Source organism: Chryseobacterium sp. sg2396 (assembly GCF_042610505.1).
Lineage (GTDB): Bacteria > Bacteroidota > Bacteroidia > Flavobacteriales > Weeksellaceae > Chryseobacterium.
In genome coordinates, this window is the sequence record NZ_JBHGAQ010000002.1 from 322223 (window position 1) to 346989 (window position 24767).

23 protein-coding genes are annotated in these 24767 nt (G+C 41.0%); 11 read left to right on the plus strand and 12 right to left on the minus strand.

The window, feature by feature from the left end; all coding sequences use genetic code 11:
- Window position 1 precedes the first annotated feature (1 nt).
- The 7 genes from hisD (at window position 2) to hisIE (ending at window position 6715) form a co-directional block, all read left to right on the plus strand.
- Window positions 2–1285, plus strand: a complete 1284-nt coding sequence (gene hisD / locus ACED20_RS03210) for a histidinol dehydrogenase (protein ID WP_378103453.1) — start codon at window positions 2–4, stop codon at window positions 1283–1285.
- Window positions 1282–2313 carry a histidinol-phosphate transaminase gene (gene hisC / locus ACED20_RS03215; protein WP_378103455.1) on the plus strand — a complete coding sequence of 344 codons (1032 nt, stop codon included), beginning with the start codon at window positions 1282–1284 and terminating at the stop codon, window positions 2311–2313. The genes hisD and hisC overlap by 4 nt, the downstream gene beginning before the upstream one ends.
- Window positions 2310–3404, plus strand: a complete 1095-nt coding sequence (hisB, locus tag ACED20_RS03220) for a bifunctional histidinol-phosphatase/imidazoleglycerol-phosphate dehydratase HisB (RefSeq protein ID WP_378103456.1) — start codon at window positions 2310–2312, stop codon at window positions 3402–3404. The genes hisC and hisB overlap by 4 nt, the downstream gene beginning before the upstream one ends.
- Entirely contained in the window at window positions 3404–3982 is a 579-nt protein-coding gene (gene hisH, locus ACED20_RS03225; protein ID WP_378103457.1) for an imidazole glycerol phosphate synthase subunit HisH, read from the plus strand. The genes hisB and hisH overlap by 1 nt, the downstream gene beginning before the upstream one ends.
- Before the next feature lie 2 nt (window positions 3983–3984).
- On the plus strand, window positions 3985–4698 hold the full coding sequence (hisA, locus tag ACED20_RS03230; protein WP_378103458.1) for a 1-(5-phosphoribosyl)-5-[(5-phosphoribosylamino)methylideneamino]imidazole-4-carboxamide isomerase: 714 nt from the start codon (window positions 3985–3987) through the stop codon (window positions 4696–4698).
- A 677-nt stretch (window positions 4699–5375) separates the two neighbouring features.
- Window positions 5376–6128 carry an imidazole glycerol phosphate synthase subunit HisF gene (gene hisF / locus ACED20_RS03235; protein WP_294228634.1) on the plus strand — a complete coding sequence of 251 codons (753 nt, stop codon included), beginning with the start codon at window positions 5376–5378 and terminating at the stop codon, window positions 6126–6128.
- A complete protein-coding gene (gene hisIE / locus ACED20_RS03240) occupies window positions 6125–6715 on the plus strand; it encodes a bifunctional phosphoribosyl-AMP cyclohydrolase/phosphoribosyl-ATP diphosphatase HisIE (RefSeq protein ID WP_378103460.1) in 591 nt (196 codons plus the stop codon). Before hisF ends, hisIE begins: the two co-directional genes overlap by 4 nt.
- Window positions 6716–6901: 186 nt before the next feature.
- Here hisIE and ACED20_RS03245 read toward each other — a convergent pair whose 3' ends face one another.
- The 7 genes from ACED20_RS03245 to ACED20_RS03275 form a co-directional block, all read right to left on the minus strand.
- Window positions 6902–7813 carry a M28 family metallopeptidase gene (locus ACED20_RS03245; RefSeq protein WP_378103462.1) on the minus strand — a complete coding sequence of 304 codons (912 nt, stop codon included), beginning with the start codon at window positions 7811–7813 and terminating at the stop codon, window positions 6902–6904.
- A gap of 24 nt (window positions 7814–7837) precedes the next feature.
- A complete protein-coding gene (locus ACED20_RS03250) occupies window positions 7838–9013 on the minus strand; it encodes a M28 family peptidase (RefSeq protein WP_294241556.1) in 1176 nt (391 codons plus the stop codon).
- A 101-nt stretch (window positions 9014–9114) separates the two neighbouring features.
- Window positions 9115–9459 carry a 50S ribosomal protein L20 gene (gene rplT, locus ACED20_RS03255; RefSeq protein ID WP_146939398.1) on the minus strand — a complete coding sequence of 115 codons (345 nt, stop codon included), beginning with the start codon at window positions 9457–9459 and terminating at the stop codon, window positions 9115–9117.
- A 120-nt stretch (window positions 9460–9579) separates the two neighbouring features.
- Window positions 9580–9777, minus strand: a complete 198-nt coding sequence (rpmI, locus tag ACED20_RS03260; protein ID WP_294197647.1) for a 50S ribosomal protein L35 — start codon at window positions 9775–9777, stop codon at window positions 9580–9582.
- Window positions 9778–10615: 838 nt separating this feature from the next.
- Window positions 10616–11116: a translation initiation factor IF-3 gene (gene infC / locus ACED20_RS03265; protein WP_294197649.1), complete on the minus strand. Its 501-nt coding sequence runs from the start codon at window positions 11114–11116 to the stop codon at window positions 10616–10618.
- A 149-nt stretch (window positions 11117–11265) separates the two neighbouring features.
- The gene (thrS, locus tag ACED20_RS03270; protein ID WP_294234896.1) at window positions 11266–13185 is read right to left on the minus strand and encodes a threonine--tRNA ligase; all 1920 of its coding nucleotides are present in this window, start codon (window positions 13183–13185) and stop codon (window positions 11266–11268) included.
- A 269-nt stretch (window positions 13186–13454) separates the two neighbouring features.
- Window positions 13455–14999 (minus strand): hypothetical protein, encoded by a 1545-nt coding sequence (locus tag ACED20_RS03275; RefSeq protein WP_378103466.1) that lies wholly within the window; start codon window positions 14997–14999, stop codon window positions 13455–13457.
- 148 nt (window positions 15000–15147) lie between these two features.
- Between ACED20_RS03275 and ACED20_RS03280 the strand changes: the two genes are divergently transcribed.
- The 4 genes from ACED20_RS03280 (at window position 15148) to leuB (ending at window position 19542) form a co-directional block, all read left to right on the plus strand.
- Window positions 15148–16311, plus strand: a complete 1164-nt coding sequence (locus ACED20_RS03280; RefSeq protein WP_294219995.1) for a 2-isopropylmalate synthase — start codon at window positions 15148–15150, stop codon at window positions 16309–16311.
- A 25-nt stretch (window positions 16312–16336) separates the two neighbouring features.
- Entirely contained in the window at window positions 16337–17716 is a 1380-nt protein-coding gene (gene leuC, locus ACED20_RS03285; protein WP_294241562.1) for a 3-isopropylmalate dehydratase large subunit, read from the plus strand.
- 115 nt (window positions 17717–17831) lie between these two features.
- On the plus strand, window positions 17832–18431 hold the full coding sequence (gene leuD, locus ACED20_RS03290; RefSeq protein ID WP_294263133.1) for a 3-isopropylmalate dehydratase small subunit: 600 nt from the start codon (window positions 17832–17834) through the stop codon (window positions 18429–18431).
- On the plus strand, window positions 18421–19542 hold the full coding sequence (gene leuB, locus ACED20_RS03295) for a 3-isopropylmalate dehydrogenase (protein ID WP_378103469.1): 1122 nt from the start codon (window positions 18421–18423) through the stop codon (window positions 19540–19542). Before leuD ends, leuB begins: the two co-directional genes overlap by 11 nt.
- Window positions 19543–19710: 168 nt before the next feature.
- Here the strand turns inward: leuB and ACED20_RS03300 are convergent, their stop codons facing one another.
- The 5 genes from ACED20_RS03300 to ACED20_RS03320 form a co-directional block, all read right to left on the minus strand.
- On the minus strand, window positions 19711–19902 hold the full coding sequence (locus ACED20_RS03300; RefSeq protein ID WP_378103471.1) for a hypothetical protein: 192 nt from the start codon (window positions 19900–19902) through the stop codon (window positions 19711–19713).
- A gap of 10 nt (window positions 19903–19912) precedes the next feature.
- The gene (locus ACED20_RS03305) at window positions 19913–20518 is read right to left on the minus strand and encodes a DUF4230 domain-containing protein (RefSeq protein WP_294219971.1); all 606 of its coding nucleotides are present in this window, start codon (window positions 20516–20518) and stop codon (window positions 19913–19915) included.
- Between the two features lie 7 nt (window positions 20519–20525).
- Window positions 20526–21092, minus strand: coding sequence for a thioredoxin family protein (locus tag ACED20_RS03310; RefSeq protein WP_294241571.1), 567 nt, complete (start codon window positions 21090–21092; stop codon window positions 20526–20528).
- Between the two features lie 3 nt (window positions 21093–21095).
- Window positions 21096–21563 (minus strand): nucleoside triphosphate pyrophosphohydrolase family protein, encoded by a 468-nt coding sequence (locus tag ACED20_RS03315; RefSeq protein WP_294199612.1) that lies wholly within the window; start codon window positions 21561–21563, stop codon window positions 21096–21098.
- A 250-nt stretch (window positions 21564–21813) separates the two neighbouring features.
- A complete protein-coding gene (locus ACED20_RS03320) occupies window positions 21814–24744 on the minus strand; it encodes a reprolysin-like metallopeptidase (RefSeq protein WP_378103474.1) in 2931 nt (976 codons plus the stop codon).
- Between the last annotated feature and the right edge of the window lie 23 nt (window positions 24745–24767).

The following is a 24767-nucleotide window of genomic DNA, read 5'->3' on the forward strand; positions in this document are numbered from 1 at the left end:
TATGCTAGTAAACAGATATCCTGAAAAGGAAAAATGGTCTGAATTAACCAAAAGACCTGCTATAAAAAGAGAACAGCTAACCGAAACGGTTGCCGGAATCTTCGATGAAGTGAAGAACAACGGAGATCGGGCTCTGATTGATTTCGCTAGAAAATTTGATTCCGCTGAAATAAAAGACATCAAAGTTTCCCAGAAAGAAGTAGTTGAAGCCGAAAGTTTGGTTGGCGATGCATTAAAATCAGCGATTCAGCAAGCAAGAGAGAATATTGCCAGATTCCACGCCTCACAGGTTCCGCAGACGGAAAAGATTGAAACGGTAAAAGGTGTCGTTTGCTGGCGTGAAAACAGGGCGATTGGGAAAGTGGGAATTTATATCCCGGGAGGTACGGCACCGTTGTTTTCTACGGTTTTGATGCTGGCGGTACCGGCTCAGCTGGCGGGTTGTAAAGAAATTGTCCTGTGTACCCCTCCCGATAAAGAAGGAAAGATCAATCCTGCCATTTTATATGCAGCAAAGCTTTGCGGAGTTACTGAAATATTCAGGACCGGTGGTGCACAGGCCATTGCAGCCATGACCTTAGGAACGGAAAGTATTCCTGCGGTGTATAAAATTTTCGGTCCCGGCAATCAGTATGTGGTTGCTGCGAAAGAATTTGCCCAGAATTATAAAGTAGCCATCGATATGCCAGCCGGACCCAGCGAAGTGCTGATTATTGCCGACGGAGAGGCAGTTCCGGCATTCTGTGCGGCCGACCTGCTTTCCCAGGCGGAACACGGCAGCGACAGCCAGGTGGTTTTCCTGACAACCGATGAAAAGGTCCTGGAAGAAACGGTAAGAGAAACGGAAAAGCAACTGGCCGTTCTTCCCAGAAATGAAATGGCGGCAGAAGCTTTAAGAAACAGCCACTTTATCCTGATGAAAACCCTTGAAGAAGCATTGGAATTCAGCAACCAATACGCTCCGGAACACTTGATTTTAGCCATGGAAAATGCGGAACAGTACATTTCCGGAATAGAGAATGCAGGTTCTGTTTTCTTGGGCAATTATTCCTGCGAAAGTGCCGGAGATTATGCGAGCGGGACCAACCACACCCTTCCGACCAATGGTTTTGCTAAAAATTACAGTGGGGTTTCCCTGGACAGTTTCGTAAAAAAGATCACATTTCAGAATTTATCGGAAGAGGGATTGAAAAATTTAGGAAAAACCATTGAAGTGATGGCCGAAGCAGAAGGATTGTCCGCTCACAGAAATGCAGTAAGTATCAGATTAAAAGCAACAGAATGAAAGAATTTAATATCAGAAATCTAGTACGTCAGAACATCCTCGAGCTTCAGCCTTACATCAGCTTCCGGGACCTGAACGAATTTAAAAACCCTGTATTCCTGGATGCCAACGAAAGTGCAGCCGGAGAGTTGAACCGTTATCCGGATTCAACCCAAAAAAAATTAAAGCAGAAATTATCCCGATTAAAGGGTATTCCTGCAGATCAGATTGCCATAGGAAACGGAAGTGATGAACTGATTGATCTGATCATAAAGGTTTTCTGTGAACCAAAAAATGATTCGATATTGATGATGAATCCTTCCTTTGCAATGTATGGATTCTATGCTTCGGTGAATGGAAACGACGTCCTACTGCTTGACCTGGATGAAAATTTTGAAATTGATAAAGAGGAATTTTTAAAAATAACAAATGAAAAGCAACCGAAAGTTTTCTTCCTCTGTTCACCCAATAACCCAACCGGAAATTCGGTGGAAGATATTGAATTCTATATTCAGAATTTTGATGGGATTGTGGTGGTTGATGAAGCATATATTGAGTTTTCAGAAAAAGAGTCCTGTATCGACCTGCTGGAAAAATATTCCAATCTTATCGTACTGCAGACGTTTTCAAAGGCATGGGGAATGGCAGGTGCCAGAGTAGGAACAGCATATTCTTCCAAAAAAATCACCAGGTTCATTAACAGTGTTAAAGCCCCTTACAATGTAAATTCTCTAAGTTTAAATAAAATTATTGAACTGATTGATAAAAAAGAATTTATAATGGTTAATGTCAAAAATACTTTAAATGAAATGTACTGGTTGAAAAACATATTGCAGGACATGAAATGTATTAAGAAAATATACCCAAGCGATGCCAATTTCTTTTTAGTGGAATTTAGAAATGCAGAAAAAGTGTATGACCTGTTATTGGAAAATGAAATCCTGACCAGCAAAAGAAGTCCGAAGATTCCGGGATGTATCAGAATCAATGTAGGAAGACGGGAGGAAAATGTACGTCTGGTGGAAATGTTAAAAACTGTGGAATTATGAAAAAAGTATTGTTTATTGATCGTGACGGAACATTGATCATTGAGCCGCCATTGGATTATCAGGTCGATTCCCTGGAAAAGCTGGAATTTTATCCCGGTGTTTTTCAGAATCTTTCCCGAATTGCAAAAGAACTTGATTTTGAGCTGGTCATGGTTACCAATCAGGATGGTTTGGGAACAGAAAGTTTTCCGGTAGACGATTTTACAAAACCTCAGGAAAAGATGTTGAAGGCGTTTGAAAATGAAGGAATTGTTTTCAGTGATATTCTGATCGACAGAAGTTTTGAAAGTGAAAATTTACCGACAAGAAAGCCGGGAACCGGAATGCTCGGAAAATATATTTACGGCAATTACGATCTGGAAAATTCGTTCGTCATCGGAGACCGTTTTACGGACATCCGGCTGGCTAAAAACCTGGGGACAAAAGCTATATTTATCAGCAATTCTGAGAATGGGGAAGCGGATTTAACAACAACCAGCTGGCAGGATATTTACCAATACCTGAAACACATCCCGAGAAAAGCAAAAGTATCCAGAAAGACCAATGAAACCGAAATAGCCATTGAACTTAATCTCGACGGAAGCGGAACTTCTGAAATCTCAACCGGCCTTCACTTTTTCGACCACATGCTTGAACAGATCTCAAGACACGGTAATATGGATTTAAACATACAGGTGAAAGGCGATCTGCAGGTTGACGAGCACCACACGATGGAAGATACCGGAATCGTTCTGGGGGGAGCATTTTTAAAAGCCTTAGGAAAGAAAAAAGGTATTGAACGCTACGGTTTCCTTCTTCCCATGGACGATTGCCTGGCGCAGGCTGCGTTGGATTTCGGAGGGCGTCCGTGGATCGTTTGGGAGGCTGATTTCAAGCGTGAAAAGATTGGTGATGTACCAACGGAGATGTTTTATCACTTCTTCAAATCATTTACCGATGCTGCAAAATGCAACCTGAACATCAAAGCAGAAGGGGAAAACGAGCACCATAAGATCGAATCCATCTTTAAAGCATTTGCCAAAGCTTTAAAAATGGCAGTGAACCAGTCTGACCAGAATTTTAACCTCCCATCCACAAAAGGAAGCTTATAATGATAGCCATCATCAAATATAACGGCGGAAACGTAAGTTCCGTACAGAATGCCCTCAGCCGCTTACAGGTAGAATCGGTAGTTACGGATGATTTCGATACCTTAAGAAGTGCCGACAAAGTTATCTTTCCCGGCGTGGGTGAAGCATCTTCCACTATGAAAAACCTGAAAGAAAAAGGACTTGATCTTCTTATCCCTTCACTGCAGCAACCGGTTTTGGGAATTTGCCTCGGCATGCAGCTGATGTGCAGAAACAATGAAGAAGGAAACACCGCCGGCATGGGAATCTTTGATCTTGAAGTTAAAAAATTCCCTGCAGGAGATATTGTTCCCCATATGGGATGGAATACGCTTTCGGCGGTAAATTCACCTCTGTTTTCAAACATAGAGAATGATACCGATGTCTATTTTGTCCACAGCTATTATTGTGAACTTTCGGAATATACGACCTCCGTTTGTGATTATATTCTGCCGTTCAGTGCGTCCCTGCAGAAAGGTAATTTTTATGCGATGCAGTTTCACCCGGAAAAATCAGGAGAGGCGGGAAGCAGATTATTGGAAAACTTTTTAAAATTGTAAACATGAAAATTATCCCTGCGATTGATATCATCGACGGAAAATGTGTCCGCCTTTCAAAAGGTGATTACGGCACGAAAAAGATATATAATGAAAATCCACTGGAAGTGGCTAAAGAATTTGAAGGCTATGGTATTAAATATCTTCACCTGGTTGACCTGGATGGCGCCAGGTCAAAGCATATCGTCAATCATAAAGTACTGGAATCTATTGCTAGCGAAACGTTTCTCGAAATAGATTTTGGCGGCGGGCTGAAAACCATAGAAGATATTGAAACAGCCTTTGAATCGGGCGCAAAACAAATCACCATCGGAAGTATCGCCGTTCAGGATCCTGCATTTTGTCTTGAACTGATTCAAAAATACGGTTCTGAAAAAATAATCCTGGGCGCAGACTGTGAGAACAGGAAGATCAAAACTTCAGGTTGGCTGGAGGAAAGTGCACTTGATGTTATAGATTTTATTCTTCAATACCGTAAAAAAGGGATACAAAACGTCATTTGCACAGATATTTCAAAAGATGGAATGCTGCAGGGCGCTTCCGGAGAACTCTACTCTGAAATTTTAAGCAGAACTGAGATCAGTTTAGTGGCAAGCGGCGGTATTTCCTGCATAGAAGATGTGCATCAGATGAGGGCAATCGGCTGCTCTGGAACCATTATCGGAAAAGCGATCTACGAAGGGAAAATTTCGTTGCAACAATTGCAGGAGTTTGTTTAATTCCAAAAGTCACAAAAGTTTTTGAAACACATGAGTCAAATGAGATTTTTAGTCATCAGAATGACGTATATTTTAGATCACAAAAGAAGAAAATCAAAGATTTTTATTGGAGTACCAGAATATGCATAACGTTTGTCATTCCCGCAGGGAATCCAAATGTGAATCTTTCCACGCGAATCTCTATTACGATGTTAAGGTGAATTTCTGTAGATCCCTTTTACATAACTGATCATCCGGGAATTACTATCAATAGAAACGGGGTTTAACCCGTTTAAGAATGAAGCACAACAAAAAATTGGCTTTAGCCAAAACTTATTAAACATCATCTGTGAAAATCCGTGAAGATCTGTGGTTAAATTAAAAAATACTAAAAAGCTTAACCTAAAAAGTTTTCAAACACATAAGTCATATGAGATTCTTAGTTAATTACATAGCGTATTTTAGATCACATAAGAAGAAAATCAAAGATTTTTGTACTTGATCATCCGGGAATTACTATCAATAGAAACGGGGTTTAACCCGTTTAAAATAAAACACAACGAGAAATTGGCTTTAGCCAAAACTTATTGAACATAATCATCCGTGAAAATCTGTGTCATCTGTGGGAAATGTATTAAACAGATCATCCGGAATCATAACCCTAAACTTTAACCCTAAAACTTTGAACCATTTAAAAAATGCTAAAAAAAAGAATCATCCCCTGTCTGGACATAAAAAACGGAACCACCGTTAAAGGAATCAATTTCGAGGGATTACGGAATGCCGGCGATCCTATTGAACTGGCTAAAAGATACGAACAGGAAGGTGCGGATGAACTGGTTTTCCTGGATATTACTGCTACGATCGAAGAACGGAAAACCTTCGCCGAGTTGGTACAGGATATTGCACGGGAAATCAGCATTCCCTTTACCGTAGGCGGTGGTATTTCTACGGTTGAAGATGTCAGGAAGCTTCTTCAGGCAGGTGCCGATAAAATCAGCATCAATTCTTCTGCCGTTAAAAATCCGTCCCTGATTTCAGACCTGGCTGAAGAATTCGGAAGCCAATGTGTAGTCGTGGCTATCGACACCAAACTGGTGGCTGGCTCCGATTATGTACACATCAAAGGCGGAAGAGAAAAAACGGATCTGAAAACCCTTGACTGGGCAAAGAAAGCCGAAGCATCAGGAGCAGGGGAGATCCTGCTGACTTCGATGGATGGCGACGGGACAAAAAACGGATTTGACCTGAGAATTACCAAACTGATTTCCGAAAATGTAAATATTCCGGTGATTGCTTCAGGCGGTGCCGGGAAAACAGAAGATTTTGAAGAGGTATTCAGCCTTACAAAAGCAACCGCCGCTTTGGCAGCGAGCATTTTCCATTTCGGGGAGGTAAAAATCCAGGATCTGAAAAATAATTTAAAATCAAAAAAAATTGCCGTACGATGAATATAAATTTTAATAAAAGCCAGGACGGACTGGTTCCGGTCATCATTCAGGATGACAGAACGTTGCAGGTACTGATGCTTGGCTACATGAACGAAGAAGCGCTGCAAAAGACGAGACAGGAAGGAACCGTCACCTTTTTCAGCCGTTCCAAAAACAGGCTCTGGACCAAAGGGGAGGAATCCGGAAACTTCTTAAAGGTAAAAAGTATCAACATCGATTGCGATCAGGATACGATTTTAATTAAGGCTGTTCCTAAAGACATAGTCTGTCATACCGGAAGCTTCAGCTGTTTCGGAAATAAGGATTCCAAAGGTTTTCTGTATGAACTGGAAGACAAAATCAGCCGTAGGATCGACGAAAAAACAGAAGGTTCTTATACTTATTCCTTATTTCAGAGAGGAATCAATAAAATGGCTCAGAAAGTAGGAGAGGAAGCCGTAGAACTTTTAATCGAAGCTAAAGATAACAATGATAATCTGTTTAAAAATGAAGCTGCAGATCTGTTGTATCATTTTTTAATTTTACTGAAAGCCAAAAATTTTTCGTTACAGGATATTGAAGAAATCCTGATATCCCGAAACCGGTAAAATAATTGTGGTATTAAATTGAAAATCAGTTGATTAATGTAAAAGAGAAATTTATAAACCTAAAATTGTTCAGTCAGTATTATATTTAAAAATGCTGCAGTAATAAAACAAGCTTAAAAGCAGTCAGGTGCAGAACAAAGTAAAAGCCAATCGGGAAACGACCGGCTTTTATTGTTTATTTTTTTTCTACTTTTCAGATGCGCCGGCAAAATGCTGTAAAGCTCCTAAAGAAGCTTTTCCGATGTTATAGACATACATTACATCCGTATTGGCAAAGGTGTCATCTTTGGTATGCGGAAGTTCGCTTCTCAGGTATTCGAAAAATCCGGTAATCACTTCTCCTTTTTTCTCAAAAGAGATATAATCGCTGTGTTCTGCCGGATCGATCTCCGCTTTTAAAGGAGAATACAAAGCCGTACATTTCATAAGCTCATGCGTAGCTTTAGTGGAAGCTGCATTATTTTTGGAACTTCCGTCCTGGTCTTCGTCACAGAATACCGTATCGTTGAACATCCCTTTCTTGCCACCAACCTGATCCAGATTGAATACCATTTTAATATCTAAGTTTCGTTGTTTCTTATTATAAACCACCTCATTTACATAATGTCTGCTGCCGTAAAGTCCCTGTTCTTCACCCGAAAAATGAATGAATTTAATCGAATAGTTGGTGGGAACATCTTTTAAAATTCTTGCGGCTTCAAGGATAACCGATGTTCCGCTTCCGTTGTCGTTGACACCTGGACCATTGATGCTGTCAAAATGCCCGCAGATAATAACGTACTGATCCGGGTGGACCGTTCCTTTTTTCGTAATAATCAGGTTCTTGGATTTGAGCCGGCCTATGGAAAAAGGATCTTCCATCATCTGATTTTCAGTATAGCCGTAAGAAAGATATTGTTTTCGGATCCACTGTAAAGCACTATCGTTCTCAACGGATCCTGTGGTTTTGACGCCCAGCTTCTCAAATGCCTTCAGGTTAGCGGTAATGTTATCCTTAGAAAGCTGATTTACCCTGTCCTGATACTTCTGAATGAAATTCTGAGCCTTGCAAGGCAATATCCAGAGCATGAGAAGAGCAGTAGTAATCGTTTTTTTCATGGTATTAGCAGTAGAACGTTTTAATTATTTCCCAATGATAATTTTTCTTACCGCCGTTTTCCCGTCCGCTTTCACGGTTACCATATAGGCCCCGTTGGATAATCCAGAAACATTTACCCTGGTCTCATTTTCATGATTCGATAGTAAACGGCCGTTCATATCTGCAATCTCAAGTCTGAAATTTTTAATATGTTTCGGAAGTTCCACGTTCAGATAATCCTTGGCCGGGTTCGGATATACATTCACCGATTCCAAAGAACTCGGCTTTGCTTCATCTGTAGCCAACAGACTGGAGGATGCTGTTGCAAAATGCTGTAAAGCACCTACTGCCGCTTTTCCGACATTGTATACATACACCGGATCTACGTTGGCAAAAGTATCGTTCGCAGTATGTTCATTATAGCTTCTTACATTTTCGTAAAATCCGGTAATAATTTCGCCGTTCTGTTCAAAAGGAATATAATCTGAAGAATAAGCGTTCGATATCACGGTCTGTAAAGGAGAGTAGAGGGTCGTACAGTTGGCAAGCTGCTGAGTGAAAGCCTGTGACTGCGCATTATTTGAAGTCAGACCTGCCTGGTCGCTTTCGCACTTAATGGCATTGTTGTTATTTCCAATTTTACCACCAACCTGATCGATATTAAAAACTACTTTGATATCAAACTGACGGATGCTATTCTGAAATACTACATTATCTGCATAATGGGCGCTTCCCTGAAGGTTTTGTTCTTCTCCTGAAAAATGAATGAATTTGATGGAATATTCAGTCGGTATATCCTTTAAAATCCGTGCCGCTTCCAGGATGATTGACGTTCCGCTGCCGTTGTCGCTTACCCCCGGCCCCGTGATGGTATCGTAATGTCCGCAGATAATCACATATATATTAGGATAAAGGGTGCCCGTTTTGGTAACAATCAAATTTTTTGAGCTTACATTATTCCCGAAGATGAAAGGATCTTCCGTAATCTGACTGGCGGTATAGCCATACGCCTGATACTTTGCTTTTAGCCAGTTTAGTGTATTGGCGTTAGCTACAGAACCTGTTGTCTTTATTCCGAGATTCTGGAAATCCTGTAAAATATTAGTAATGTTGGTCTGTGAAACCTGGTCGGCTCTGTTTTTATAAGCCTGGATAAAGCTTTGTGCCTGCAGGCTGTATGCTGATAAAGAAATAAGCAATAATGTCGTTATTTTTTTCACGGGTGAAGAAAATTTTACAGAATTAATAATGAGCAAATGTAGATAATAAAAAAATCCTGAGCAAAAAACCCAGGATTTATATTGATAACAAAAATTTTACATTATTTTACTTGATCTACAACTGCTTGGAAAGCTTCAGGGTGATTCATTGCTAAATCGGCTAAAACTTTTCTGTTAAGCTCAATGTTGTTCTTTTTAAGAGCTCCCATAAACTGAGAGTAAGACATTCCGTGCTGTCTGGCTCCTGCATTGATACGGGTAATCCAAAGCGCTCTGAAATTTCTTTTCTTCTCTTTTCTACCACGGTAAGCATATTGCATTGCTTTTTCTACCGCGTTTTTAGCTACTGTCCAAACGTTCTTTCTTCTTCCGAAATAACCTTTAGCGTGCTTAAAAATTTTCTTTCTTCTAGCTCTTGAAGCTACCGAATTTACTGATCTTGGCATAATTTAAATTGTTTTTTTGAAATGTGCGGTAATTGTTTCATTACTCTTAGAGGCTCCATTTCAGGGTTAAAATGTTGAATTTGTTTGAATTCTTATAAACCGGATATAGATTTATAAAAACTACTTAATGGCTAATTGACGAAGTACGCTTTTCTCGTCCACCGCAGCAACGTAAGAAGTTGAAGTAAGATTTCTCTTCTGCTTCGTTTCTTTCTTCGTTAAGATGTGGCTTTTGTAAGCATTCTTTCTTTTGATCTTACCTGAACCGGTAAGAGCAAAACGTTTCTTAGCACCTGATTTCGTTTTTAATTTTGGCATTGTTTTGCTATTTATGGTTTTGTTATCAATATCTGTTTTTGGGTTCCGGTATTTCACGGAAATAATAGGGTGCAAAATTACAAAAAAATATTAATATTTCTGTTGCAATTCCCGACTTTCTGAAAATATTTCTTTTTCCGGAGTACCAGCAATCCATTCATTTCATTTTGCCGATGATGCTCGAATTGAAATAAAATTTGAACGTTACTTTGATGTTATTTAACGTGAACTCGGAGAAAAGATAATATTAACAGGATAAATATAGTAGAAAGGAATAACAAGTAAATCTGCCCGAGCGGGGGGGCATCATAATCATAGCCCAGGGTGAAACCCGGGGTTAACAAAAGCGGACGACAGCCCAAGCCCTGAAGGGGCGAAACCTTTTTATAGAAATGAAAGGGGGGTAATACCGCAGGCTGATCCGGACAACAATCTGTGTTTAATGATTACGCCCTTGCAGGGCTTGAGTCTATAAATCATTTAACCCCGGGGCTATTGATATCGCCTCTTCAGGGCTGAACAAGCACATCAACGAGTTTAAAGCATTGAAAGTAATCTAAATACCATCGAATTCACGTTATTTAATTTGTTCCAAATGATCTGAAGGAAGAACGCAGAAATAGGACTAGTATATATATCGTTTTTCTCACAGATGTAAAGATCATATACCATATAAGAGCTTTAACAACATATCAACAGAAGATATTTCCGGCATCCAGTGTTTTAAACCAGCTTCTCTTTCAAGTTCACATCATAATACACCAGTATAAGAAAACCGTCCCAATAACGGGACGGTTTTGTTGATATGTTTATCGGATCACAAGATCCATGCTATCGATTATTTAGCCGGTTTTTTAGGACTCATCATCATGATCATCCTTTTTCCTTCAAGTTTGGGAAGCTGATCTACTTTTCCTACATGCTCAAGTTCCTGGGCAAGTTTCAGAAGCAGGATTTCTCCCTGGTCTTTAAAGATAATCGAACGTCCCTTAAAAAATACGTAGGTCTTTAATTTTGAACCTTCTTCAAGGAATTTTTCAGCATGCTTCTTTTTGAATTCGTAATCGTGTTCGTCGGTCTGAGGCCCGAAACGGATCTCTTTTACCACCACTTTTACCTGCTTGGCTTTTAATTCCTTTGTTTTCTTCTTTTGCTCGTACAAGAACTTTTTATAGTCCAGTATCCTAGCAATAAACGGTTCAGCCTTGTCGGAAATCACTACCAGATCCAGTTCCTGTTCCTGGGCAATCTGCTTTGCTTTTTCAGTAGGATATACTCCCGGCTCTACGTTATCGCCCACTAAACGAAGCTCTCTCACACGAATTTTATCGTTGATCAAGTGTAAGTCCTCCTGTACCGGACGTCTCTGTGGGCCCCTGTTGTTAAATCTCTGTGCTATTGTAATATAATTTTATTGGTTAATTCTAATTTAATTTTATTCAGAAGAGAATATTAAAATCCTTCTTCTGAATTTTCAGATCTTTGATCCTAGATCGCCGATTCTTTTTTGAAGTAGGAAACGAAATCTTCAAGATTCATCGCTCCAAGATCGCCTTCCCCACGTCTACGTACAGAAATTGTGCCATCTTTCTCCTCATTTTCCCCTACCACAAGCATGAACGGGATTTTATTCAATTCCGCATCACGGATCTTTTTACCCGTCTTTTCGTTTCTGTTGTCAATCTGACCGCTAATATCGTGATTTTCTAAAAATTCTGAAACTTTTTTAGCATAATCTGCATACTTTTCACTGATCGGAAGGATGATAAACTGATCCGGGCTCAGCCACAGCGGGAAATCTCCGGCCGTATTCTCAAGAAGAATCGCTATAAAGCGTTCCATCGAACCGAAAGGTGCTCTGTGGATCATGACCGGCCTGTGCTTCTCATTGTCGTTTCCGATATAGTGAAGGTCAAATCTTTCCGGCAGGTTATAATCTACCTGGATGGTTCCCAGCTGCCATTTTCTTCCTAAGGCATCTTTCACCATGAAATCCAGCTTCGGTCCGTAGAATGCCGCTTCACCATATTCAATTACCGTTTTCAGGTTTTTGTTTTTAGCTGCAGTAATAATGGCATTTTCCGCTTTTTCCCAGTTCTCATCGGAACCTATATATTTTTCTCTGTTTTCAGGATCCCTCAAAGAAACCTGAGTCACAAAATCTTCAAAACCCAATGATCTGAATACGTACAACACAAGATCGATCACTGCCTCAAATTCCCCCAACAGCTGGTCCGGAGTACAGAACAGGTGGGCATCATCCTGGGTAAACCCACGCACCCTGGTTAAACCGTGAAGCTCTCCCGACTGCTCATATCGGTATACCGTTCCGAATTCGGCATATCTTTTAGGAAGATCCCTGTAGCTCCATTGTGAAGTCTTGTAGATTTCACAGTGGTGCGGGCAGTTCATCGGCTTCAGCATAAATTCCTCTCCTTCGTTTGGCGTTTTGATCGGCTGGAAACTGTCGGCTCCGTATTTATCCCAGTGTCCTGAGGTTACATACAACTCTTTAGCTCCGATGTGCGGAGACATTACGAATTCATAACCACCCTTTTTCTGGGCGGCAGAAAGGAAATTTTCCAGTTTTCTTCTGAGAGCGGTTCCTTTCGGAAGCCATAGCGGCAAACCGGCACCTACTTTTTCAGAGAAAGCGAAAATACCAAGCTCTTTACCCAGTTTTCTGTGGTCTCTTCTTTTGGCTTCCTCCAGTCTTTCAAGATATTCGGTAAGGTCTTTCTGTTTAGGGAAAGATACCCCATAAACCCTTGTCAACTGAGGATTTTTCTCGTTTCCTCTCCAGTACGCTCCGGCGGCATTTAAAATCTTTACCGCTTTTACAATACTTGTATTCGGGATGTGCCCTCCACGGCAAAGATCCGTGAAATCATCATGGGTTACAAAAGTAATTTCACCATCGTTCAGATTCGAGATCAGCTCCACTTTATAAGGATTATCAGCATAAACCTTTAAAGCCTCTTCTTTGGAAACAGGGTACAGAGAGAACGTCGAACCTTTTTTTGCGTTTTCCAATACCTTTTTCTCGATCTTTTCAAAATCTTTTTCAGATAAGCTTTCGTCACCGAAATCCACATCGTAATAGAACCCGCTTTCGATTGCCGGACCGATGGTTAACTTAGCATTCGGATAAAACTCAAGGATCGCCTGCGCCAGAAGGTGGGCAGACGAATGCCAGAAGGCTTTCTTTCCAAGATCGTCATTCCAGGTCAGCAGCTGTACCGTAGAATCCGTGGTGATAGGCGTGGTCGTCTCTACTTGTCTGTCGTTAACAATTGCGGAAATGGTATTTCTAGCCAATCCCTCGCTTATAGATTTTGCCACGTCAAGCGGAGTTACGCCCGCCTCGAATTCTTTGACGCTATTGTCTGGAAGTGTAATTTTTATCATTGTTTACTAAGAAATTTTAAGACGCAAAAATACGAAAATTTTACTTAGTACGCTATTTTCAAAGGGATTTGTAAATTATTGGAGCTAAATTTATTTTTTTAGGTTTACATTATTTGAATAAAATCTGATAACTCCCTTTATTACATAAAATAATTATAATATTTAAATGCTTTATATCGAGTGATTTAAAATTAAATTTAATCTGAAAATTAAAAATCCAAAAACTTCCCAAGCTCTGAAAGGGTGAAATCTATAAAGTATCAGTTAAATCAATCTCGCCGTTTATACCGTACCTTTTCCTTGATGATCTCAATAACATCCACGTTCCGCACCTTAGACTTTACCCACCCGTGAATATCAATATATAAAAGAGATCTCCTGTAATATTCGTTACTGGCAAAAAGTTCCAGCTTAGTATCGAATTTTTTAAAAGATTCTAATCGCCGGTCAGGCATTACATCATTCAGGTTTTTAAAAAAAGCCACACTTTCTAAATGGAACTCATCCGGCTTTTTCATTTTTTTGACGAACTTCAAGGTCGCTTTAATAAAGTCATCATAATCTTCGTCGTTCCCTGATTCGTATTTGGCCATAAAAATCAAAATTCTGGTATGGAACAGAAGGTCTTCCTGGACGTTTCCTTTGGATTCGATAATCTTTAATGAATACTGCACCGATTCTTCAAACTTTTTGCTTCCGAAAAACATAGCCGCCATTTTCAGGTATAAGATCATGAAATGATGCTCGTCTATTTTATCACGGAGCTTTTCCATTTTCAGCTCGATTTCGGGGATCAGTTTGGAGCCGGAAAAGAATTCCCCTTTTACAAAGTGAATATTCATTAACGTGTTGTAATACGTAAGGAAAATAAGCGATTGCAGATTTTCATTTTGAGCAAAGCTTGAAGATCGGACCGTTTCATTGAATTGCCGGAAACTGTTCTCCAGGATATCAATATTGCCATAGAGAAAGAGTATTTTAAGCAGATACGTATTACCTTTGATATACCATACGGGATGGCTGACGATCATCTCGGGATTTTTATGAAAAAGGTCTACCCACTGGAAAGCATATTTCAAGGTGTATTTATACTCCTGAAGCAATTGGTTTTTCCAGACATGGGCTTTAAAGTACCACAGCTTTTCAGTAAAATTCAGCTTTTTAAAATTAATTTTCTGAATCTTGGCATTAAAAATATCCATGATTTCGGCCCGGTCTTCATCATTTTTCACATAGCCATGGGTCAGCATTTCACTGTATAGCTTCAGGGAAAGATTGGATAATTCAGTGGCGTAGTGATTCTGCGTGCTGACCTCTTTTGACTGGCGGATCAGTTCATCGGCGCGCCCTTCAATACTCCGTGTAATAAATTGGGATTCAATTACTTTTTCCAGGTCGATAATCTCCGAAGCAATCGTTTTCTCATCAAGTTCAAGGGCCGACTGCTTGGTTTTATCGAGAATCTTCAGGGCTTGCTTATATAAGCCTTTCTGATAGAGAATATTGGCGAAATCCAGTTGTTCCCGCAGCTGGATCCGGTAATTCTGATGGCTTGGGTTCAGTCTTAAACTGACAAGGATCTGCTTGTAAAGATGGGCTTTGAGATTAGACAGTTGCTGCTTGGTTGATATTTTCTTTGTCAGAATAATGCTTTCATCATATTCATTCATCTTATCCATTTCGGAAAAAAGGAGGAGGAATTTGGCGTCCACATTAATGCCAAGACGGTTTACGTATAGCCTGAATTGCCGTTTTTCTGACGTTGTCAGGGATTTGATCAGTATAAATAAAAAATCTTTATGCAATTCTGCCATTGTAAATTTTTGAAATTTAATAATTTAAATATCAATCGGTTAAAATTAAAATGCAACATTTCGGATGTTGTATTTTTCGTAAAAAACGGGATCGACTAAACGTTTCATCTTTCTAGTTTTGATTCAAAATTAAGTAAAAAACTTCATTATGAATTCCGAAAAAATTGAAATTTTTGATACCACGTTACGGGATGGGGAACAAGTCCCTGGCTGTAAGCTGAATACGGAACAGAAATTAATGATCGCCGAAAAGCTGGACGAATTGGGAGTAGATATTATCGAGGCCGGTTTTCCGGTTTCAAGTCCCGGGGATTTTCATTCCGTTTCGGAAATTTCAAAGCTGGTAAAAAATGCAAAAGTATGCGGATTGACCAGAGCCAATCAAAAAGATATCGAAGTGGCTGCAGAAGCTTTACGTTTTGCTAAAAGACCAAGAATTCATACAGGGATCGGAACTTCGGATTCACATATCAGATTTAAATTCAACTCCAACCGTGAGGATATTATCGAAAGGGCAGTACAGGCTGTAAAATATGCGAAAACCTTTGTAGAGGATGTAGAATTTTATGCGGAAGACGCCGGCAGGACAGATAACGATTACCTGGCAAAAGTCTGCGAGGAAGTGATCAAAGCGGGAGCAACGGTATTGAATATTCCCGATACGACAGGTTATTGTCTTCCTGAAGAATACGGCGAAAAAATAAAATATCTGAAAGAAAATGTAAAGGGGATCGAAAAAGCCATTCTTTCCTGCCACTGCCACAACGATTTGGGAATGGCTACGGCAAATTCTATTTCAGGAGTCATCAATGGGGCAAGGCAGATCGAATGCACCATCAACGGACTTGGTGAAAGAGCCGGAAATACAGCATTGGAAGAAGTGGTGATGATTCTCAGACAGCATCCGCATTTAAATCTGTATACCGGTGTTAAATCCAAAATGCTGAATCCAATGAGTCTTTTGGTTTCTGAACTGATGGGAATGCCTGTGCAGCCGAATAAGGCCATCGTAGGAGCTAATGCTTTTGCGCACAGTTCCGGAATCCATCAAGACGGTGTCATCAAAAACCGGGAAACATACGAAATCATCGATCCTTCCGAAGTGGGCGTGAATGCTTCAACGATTGTTCTGACAGCCCGCAGCGGACGTTCTGCATTGGCGTACCGGTACAAGCATATTGGATTTGAAGTAACCAAAAACGAACTTGATTTCCTGTATGAAGAATTCCTGAAAGTGGCCGACCGTAAGAAAGAAGTCGATAATGACGATCTCAGCGCGATCATCGAGAAGGTAACAAGGAAAATAGGATAGAAGCATTGATTGTAACAGAACCGAAATGAACGATAAGAAAACACTTTTTGATAAAGTCTGGGATGCTCATGTGGTAGAAACGATTCCCGACGGACCTCAGATTATATACATTGATAAACACCTGATCCACGAAGTGACAAGCCCTCAGGCGTTTGCCGAACTGGAATCCAGAAATCTGGAAATTTTCAGGCCGAAACAGATTGTGGCTACTGCCGATCACAATGTTCCGACATGGGATCAGGATCAACCGATCCGTGATGAATCTTCGCGAAATCAGGTGCAGCAGCTGACGGAAAACTGTAAGAAAAACAATATCGAATTGTATGGTTTGGGACATCAGTACCAGGGGATTGTTCACATCATAGCTCCGGAGCTGGGGGTTACCCAGCCTGGAATGAGCATTGTTTGCGGCGACAGTCATACCTCTACGCACGGTGCTTTCGGCTCGATCGCCTTTGGAATTGGAACAAGCCAGGTGGCGCAGGTTTTTGCCAGCCAGTGCCTGTTGCTGAATAAGCCGAAATCCATGAGAATCACCGTCAACGGAAAATTAAATCAGAATGTCCAACCTAAGGATGTGATTCTATACATTATTTCAAAGGTAGGGACCGATGGCGGAACAGGCTATTTCTGTGAATATGCAGGAAGTGTCTTCGAAGAAATGTCGATGGAAGGAAGAATGACTATTTGCAATATGAGCATCGAAATGGGTGCCCGTGGCGGTATGATCGCTCCGGATGAGACAACTTTCCAATATGTAAAAGGCAGAACCTTTGCACCGAAAGGAGAAGAATGGGAAGAAAAACTCGAATACTGGAAAACCCTGAAGACTGACGATGAAGCCGTTTTTGATGCTGAATTTTCTTTTGATGCCGCAGATATTTATCCTATGGTTACTTACGGAACCAATCCGGGGATGGGAATTTCCATTCATCAGCAGATTCCGGCTCCTCAAAACGATTCGGAAGAAAAAGCGTTGAAATACATGGGGCTAACGGCAGGGCAGGCGCTTTCTGATATCAAAGTAAACTACGTTTTTATCGGCAGCTGTACCAATGCCAGAATTGAAGATTTTCGTTCTGCGGCAAATTATATCAAAGGAAAAAGAAAGTCGGAGCATGTACAGGCGCTTATTGTTCCGGGATCCCAGCAGGTGGTGAAGCAGATTTATGAGGAAGGACTGGATTCTATTTTCAATGAAGCCGGGTTTCAGATCCGTCAGCCGGGATGCTCGGCCTGCCTGGCAATGAATGACGATAAAATTCCCGAAGGCGAATATTGCGTATCCACGTCCAACAGAAATTTTGAAGGCAGGCAGGGGCAGGGGGCAAGAACGATCCTGGCAAGTCCGCTTACAGCTGCAAAAGTAGCGGTTGAAGGAAAAATTTCGGTCTTTGAAAACTGATGGGATAAATGAATAGTGAATGGTCAATGTCGCTGCGCAAGTGAATTTTTAAAATGGTTTAAATTGACCATTGACCCACAGGAATTGACTATTGACCTTTAAAAAACTGAATAAAATGCAAAAATTAATAAAACTAACATCCCGCGCAATTCCTTTACCGGTGGAAAATATAGATACGGATCAGATAATTCCGGCCCGCTTTTTAAAAAGTATTGATAAAAAAGGCTTCGGAGAAAATCTCTTCAGGGATTGGCGGTATGATGTCCATACCGGAAATCCTAATCCTGATTTTGTGCTGAACCATGCGAAATACAGCGGTGAAATTCTGGTGGCCGGAAACAACTTCGGATGCGGAAGCAGCCGTGAGCATGCTGCCTGGGCACTGACGGACTATGGTTTTAAAGTTGTTGTTTCCAGTTTCTTTGCGGATATTTTTAAAGGAAACGCCTTAAATAACGGATTGCTTCCGGTAAAAGTTTCCGAACCGTTTTTACAGGAGATCTTAAATGGCATTACGGAAAATCCTGAAAATGAAATTGTCGTGGATGTGGAAAAGCAGACCGTCACTTTCGGAAATACAATGGAAAACTTTGAAATTGATTCGTACAAAAAAATATGCCTGATGAACGGGTATGATGACATTGATTTTCTCATCAGCAGAAAACAGGCCATCACGGAATTTGAACTTAAAACACAAAAAGTATATGAAAACTGATTTTAATATTGCCGTTCTTCCCGGTGACGGGATCGGGCCCGAAGTCGTGGAAGAAAGCATTAAGATTTTAAATGCCATAGCCGAAGCCTTCCATTACCGGTTTGATTTTACCTATGGACTGATGGGTGCGGAAGCTATTTACAAAACGGGAAATCCTCTGCCGGGCGAAACACTGGAGATCTGTAAGCAGTCTGATGCGGTACTGTTCGGAGCCATTGGGGATCCATCGTTTGATAATAATCCTGATGCTAAAGTACGTCCGGAACAGGGCCTTCTGAAACTTCGTAAGGAACTTGGCCTTTTCGCCAATATCCGCCCGTTGAAAACATATGCTTCACTGGTAGAGAAAAGTCCGCTGAAAAAAGAAATCATCGACGGAACGGATATCCAGATCTTCAGGGAGCTGGTAAGTGGTATTTATTTCGGGGAAAAATTTACCGATGAAGAAGCAGGATATGCTTACGACAACTGTAAGTATCACCGTGATGAAATCGCTCCGATCGTTCACATGGCTTTCCGGGAAGCACAGAAAAGAAGAAAAAAGTTAACTTTAATTGATAAAGCGAATGTTCTTGATACTTCAAGATTATGGAGGAAGGTTTGCAAAGAAATTGCTGAAGAATATCCTGATGTTGAACTCGATTTTATGTTTGTCGACAACGCTGCCATGCAGCTGATTCTGAATCCGAAGCAGTTCGATGTAATTGTTACTGAAAATATGTTCGGTGATATTATTTCGGATGAAGCAAGTGTTATCGGTGGTTCCATAGGACTTTTGCCATCGGCTTCCATCGGAAATGAAAATGCGCTTTTTGAACCTATCCACGGCTCTTATCCGCAGGCAAAAGGGAAAGGGATTGCGAATCCGATCGCTTCCATCCTGAGCACGGCGATGATGCTGGATTACCTGCAGCTTGACCAGGCGGCCGAAAAACTGCGCCAGTCCGTTGAATATGCCATTGAAAATAAATATGTAACGGTGGACCTGAACAGCGAACAGCCATATTCTACAGGTGAAGTAGGAAGTTTTATTGCAGATTACATTACCTATTCCGAGAAGTCCTATTATAATTTTGAAAACGTAAAACTTGGGAAATCCACTATTGTTTAAATAATTATAGCAAAATTCGCTTCGCTTATATTTAGATACATTCAATAGTCCATAAAAAATTCACTGGCGGAGCGAATTGCTTTTTAATATGGTTTGATTTTTATTTGTATATTTTTTTTCTGAAAAAAGGTTCCGCCTCATCTGAGACAGAACCTTTTTTATTTACCTCTATTCTTCCGTGTTATCGGTTTTTCCTGAGATATTGTTTTTTGAAGATTTCTGTACATCTTCTTTATCTACATCCGAAGAATTTGTTTTTTCAGAAGAAGCGGGAATATTCTGAAAATCTTCATTCTGCTTTTTGGTTTCCGCTTGATTGGCGGACTCTTTACCTTTTTTGTTGTCGTCCTGTGTGTTCATAGCTTAAATTTTATAGTCCTAAAATACCCAGCTTACCCGTCTGGTCTTCTATACTATAATTCAAAGCTTTTGCCAAAACAAAAATATTATTGAGATTTTCCATTAATTGTTCACGCCCTTCCGTTCTTAACTTATTCTGATCGATTGTTTTCAGCGCGGTATCTTTTGCTTTTTGGGTGACGTTTTTAATGTCTTTCTCAGAGATCCTGTTAAAAAAAGAATCATCTACCGACTGGATTTCCACGCTTGGTGTAATCCTGATATCCGCATCCGGCAACTCGGTAATCAGCAGTTTTTTATTTACGGAATCCACTTTTATCTTCATCTTATTCAAATCGTATGAAACCTGTGCATTGGTTTTGGTATACGTAATAATGCTGTTGCTGGATACTTCTTTGCCGAAAAACTCATAGCCCATTTTGGTCTTTTGGATAGATGATGTATTCTGCTCCAGGACCACCATCTTATTCATTTTGGCAATCTGATTCGTCAGAATATAATAATCTGATTTTTCTGTTTTTTTAGCAGGGTTTAAACATGATCTGAAACTGAAGAACAGAATAACCATTACGATTACTCCTGCCAGAAACGGAACTATAATTTTAATATTTCTCAAATCTTTTTTATTTGCTGAAAATTTCTTTAATTACTGAGCTATCATCTTTTTTAAGAATTTCTACAAGATCTCTTTCAATGTATCCTGTAGTAGGCATTTCAATAATTCTTCCGATTTCCTTACCGTATTTCTGTACAATAATGGTTGGGACTTTCTGAACGTTATAAAGGCTTTCTTCACCGTTCGGAGACTCTTTTTTCCGGTTAACGGCAATGATTTTCATTTTACCTTCCGGGTAATTTACCTCTTCCAGAATTTTCATCAGCCTCGGAAAATCGCGGTGGGAATCTTCACACCATGTTCCGATGAAAACCACGATATTATAAGAGTTGATTTTACGCTTCTTCAGTTCACCTACGGCTTTCTGATCCATGGCATATTCGTCATGCTCTTTCGTGTACCATTCCGAATAAGGGGCTTCCGTAAATTTGCTTTTCAGCTGCATTCCCAACAGCATCTTGCCGTCGTTCGTTGTTTCCACCTCACGGCCTACCACTGCTTTTTGTGCGGAAAGCTGCTGACCCTCAAGAAACAGGGCCGAAACGGCAAAAATATTTATAATAATTTTTTTCATGCTTTATTTCTCAATAATTGTTTTTAAATCGGCGGGAGAGTAGTATTTATTTTTCAGGACTTTATGATCTGCCTGTCGATATACATTGAATTTCTCACCCGATTTTTCATAAAAGGATTCTACCTCCTTCGCTTTATAAAACTCAACGGTTTCCTGTGCCTGTTCTTCATTGTCGCAGGCTTTGGACATATTCGACCGCTGAACTTCGTTGAACAGTTCTACAAATTTGCTGCCAAGTCCGAACTCAAGCACTGCACCGCTCAAAACGTACTGCAGGTCACACAAAGCATCGGCGATTTCGACGATATTGTTATCGGCGATGGCCTGTTTCAGCTCATTCAGCTCTTCCTGTAAAAGTTCAACCCTCAAATTGCATCTTTCCTTGGAAGGAATTTGCGGGGTTTCTAAAATAGGGGCTTTAAAAGTGGTGTGGAATTCTGCTACCTGGTTCAGACTGTCAATTTTATCCATGAATATTTTTTATTTAGGCAAATATAAAAATTCGGTTTTACAATTCGGGAATCAGGACAAAGGTTTTTCGAAAGCACAAAATTTAATTTTACCTGAATTTTTTATAAAATAGAACATACAAACTCTCATAAAACCCCAATTCAGCACTGTTTTGCTTATCATTCATCAATTATCGTTTATTACCCATTGCTCATGAAAAAGGCCACCCGTTTGCGGGCAGCCTTATCACAAGATTAAATTGAGGAAGAAATTAGTTTTTGATGAATCTCCTGGAGACCTCCCCGATCTGGATCATGTAGGCACCTTTAATAAGGCTGCTTACATTCACGGAGCCTCTTTCAAGTTTTCCTGAATTGATTAGTTTTCCACCCATATCGAAGATTCTGTAATCTTCGTTCGTCGAATTTGAAATATGTAAAATATCTTTTGCCGGATTCGGATACAATTTAATGTCGGTTAGCAGATCTTTTGTACCCGTTACATCCGCTCTTCCGGAAGAAACGATATTTACCGTGTAATCTTCAACCTGTCCGTAAGTATAAGATCCGCAGGAAGATGAAGGGATGGCATTGTACTGCATCATCACTCTCATTCTTGTACTTCCGGTACTTGCTGTGGAAGGAATCGTTACGGATCCGGTTACGGGGGAAGTGGTGGAAGCCGATCTGGACCAAACCAATTCTCCGCTGTCTGCAAAGTCACCATCTCCATTGTAATCGATGTATACGGCATACGCTTCGTTATATTTGGTAGATGTCCATACAGGCGTTACGGAAATCGTATAAGCCGAACCTTTTGTAACATTGGTTGAAACTGAAGTAAAGTTTTCGTATCCCGCTGTTCCTGTCGAAGTATTATTAATACTTCCGAATGTCACATTTCCGATTCTCTCGTCACCCGTGTTTGTGGCAGAGGCCGAACAGTAAGTTACTGTACTTCCCGCAGATGTCGTTACGGAAACTGTATTGCTGGAAGGCGAAGTATTTCCTGCGGCATCTTTAGCTTTTACGGTGAAACTGTATGTTGTGGAAGGAGTCAATCCCGTTACCGTATAGGAAGCGGAGGAGGTAGTACCGATCATTGTGCTTCCCTGGTAGACTTCGTACCCTGTTACGCCTACATTATCGGTAGCACCGGACCATGAAAGGTTGGTGCTGGTGGAAGTAGTTCCGGATGCGGCAAGGGTAGGAGCAGTCGGAGCAACCGTATCGGATGTGGAAGAACCTGCATTTACCGTAATGTTGGCGTTGTTTACATCAAAGAAAATATGATTGGAGCCTTTTACCATAATCCGTCCTGTGGAAGTGGATGAATTAGGAATCGTCACAGCCTGGGATCCGTCATTTGGTGTTGCTGAAAGCAGGGTAGTCCATGTATTTCCGCCATCTGCAGACCAGAGGATGTCTACGTTGGATGCGTTGACTCCATTAGCCGTTGTCCCGGCCACATTCCATGTTACGGTCTGGCTGCTTCCGCCGGTATAGGTGGTTGCAGAATTTTGTGAACTTACACTGAAAGGTCCGGCCGTTCCGTTCACTGTGATTACCGCATCGTCAGAATTGTTCCCGGATCCGCCGGCTCTGTTGTCGCGGACGGTAAACCTGAAGTTATAGGTTCTTGCTACGCTGGATAAAGCCTCCACGGTAATCTCTGAACCTGCCGTTGTAGTGGCTCCGGCCAATACGGAAGCCATTCTTGGGAAGTATCTCACCGGCGTGGTCTGTGGTGTAAACGATCTGAAAGTTGGTCCTGATGCTTTCGTGGCGCTTGCTGCAGAGCTTGCCCCTGTTTGGGAAGAAGATGCATTGTCCATCTGTTCCCAGATATAGGTCAGGGAATCTCCATTGGCATCTGTTCCTGATCCCGTCAGCATAAAAGGTGTTCCTTTCGGAATGGTATAATCTAGGCCTGCATTGGCGGTTGGAATCGAATTTCCTGTGCTGGTACTTACCGGGCAGGTTTTTGCTTTGATGTTATTGGTAATCTGCTGAATACTGATCGCATGGAAAAATGCATCCGAATGTGGCTGGATATCCTGAGAGGTAATCCCTGCATATCCCATGATCGTTGAGCCGGATCCCGGTTCCATATTGGCTCCAGTTCCTTCGTTGCTCATGGAGAAGGTATGGTTTCCTCCGAATTGGTGGCCCATTTCATGCGCTACGTAATCAATGTCGAAATTATCACCTGCCGGAATTCCGTCCGCCGGCGAAGTATATCCGCTTCCCTTGGAGCCGTTGGTGCATACGCATCCGATACAACCTGCATTTCCTCCGCCTCCGGTAGCACCGAACAGATGGCCGATATCATAGTTGGCTTCCCCGATTACTGAAGTCAGGGTAGACTGCAATTGAGAATTCCAGTTGCTCATCTGCGAAGAAGGAGAATAAGGGTCTGTAGAAGCATTGGTATAGATTACAGAATCATTATTGGAAATCAGTACCATTCTTGCCGAGAAATCTTTTTCGAAAACCCCGTTAACGCGGGTCATGGTATTGTTCATAGCAGCCAGTGCGTTAGCTTTGGTACCGCCGAAATAGGTAGCATATTCTCCCGTGCAGGACAGTGCAAGCCTGAAAGTTCTTAGTTTTGCATCGTCAGCATTAGGTCTGGCGGTAAGATTGGAATTTCCGGCAACGCCTTTTTGCGCTACGTCGATTACTTTACATTCAAAAGCGTTTAAATTATCTTTTTTGTCAGACTTTTTATATACCACGTAGGTCGAAAGATCTTTGGAATAAGGTTCGATAAAAACCGCCGACTTGTCTCCGTAGATTTCCATGGAGGACAATCCCAATGGCGAAATGCTGAAATATACGGTTGTATTGGAATCTCCAAGCCTTTCGCCTACATAAGATTTGATGTCCGGATATTTTGCAGCCAGCTGAGGATCGAAATTGGAGTTCTCCCTTACCTTAAAGTTTTCCATTTGCCCTTCGGAATTCGGAAACGAAATAATGATTTCCGATTTCTCTCCCGGAGCAAGTCTTTTCGGAGCTCTGGCCAGAACATTCTTAAGTCCGTTAATATCCAGGGTGTAGACTTTAGGGTTTCTGAGAGTCGACTTATTTTCGAAGATTTCTGAAGTGTTTTTTCCGGAATTTTCAGACCAGATACGGTCGGTCTGAGCGAATGAAATACCTGATGCAAGCATTCCAATCAACAATAGCTGTTTTCTCATATACGTTTTTCGTTTGATTGTGG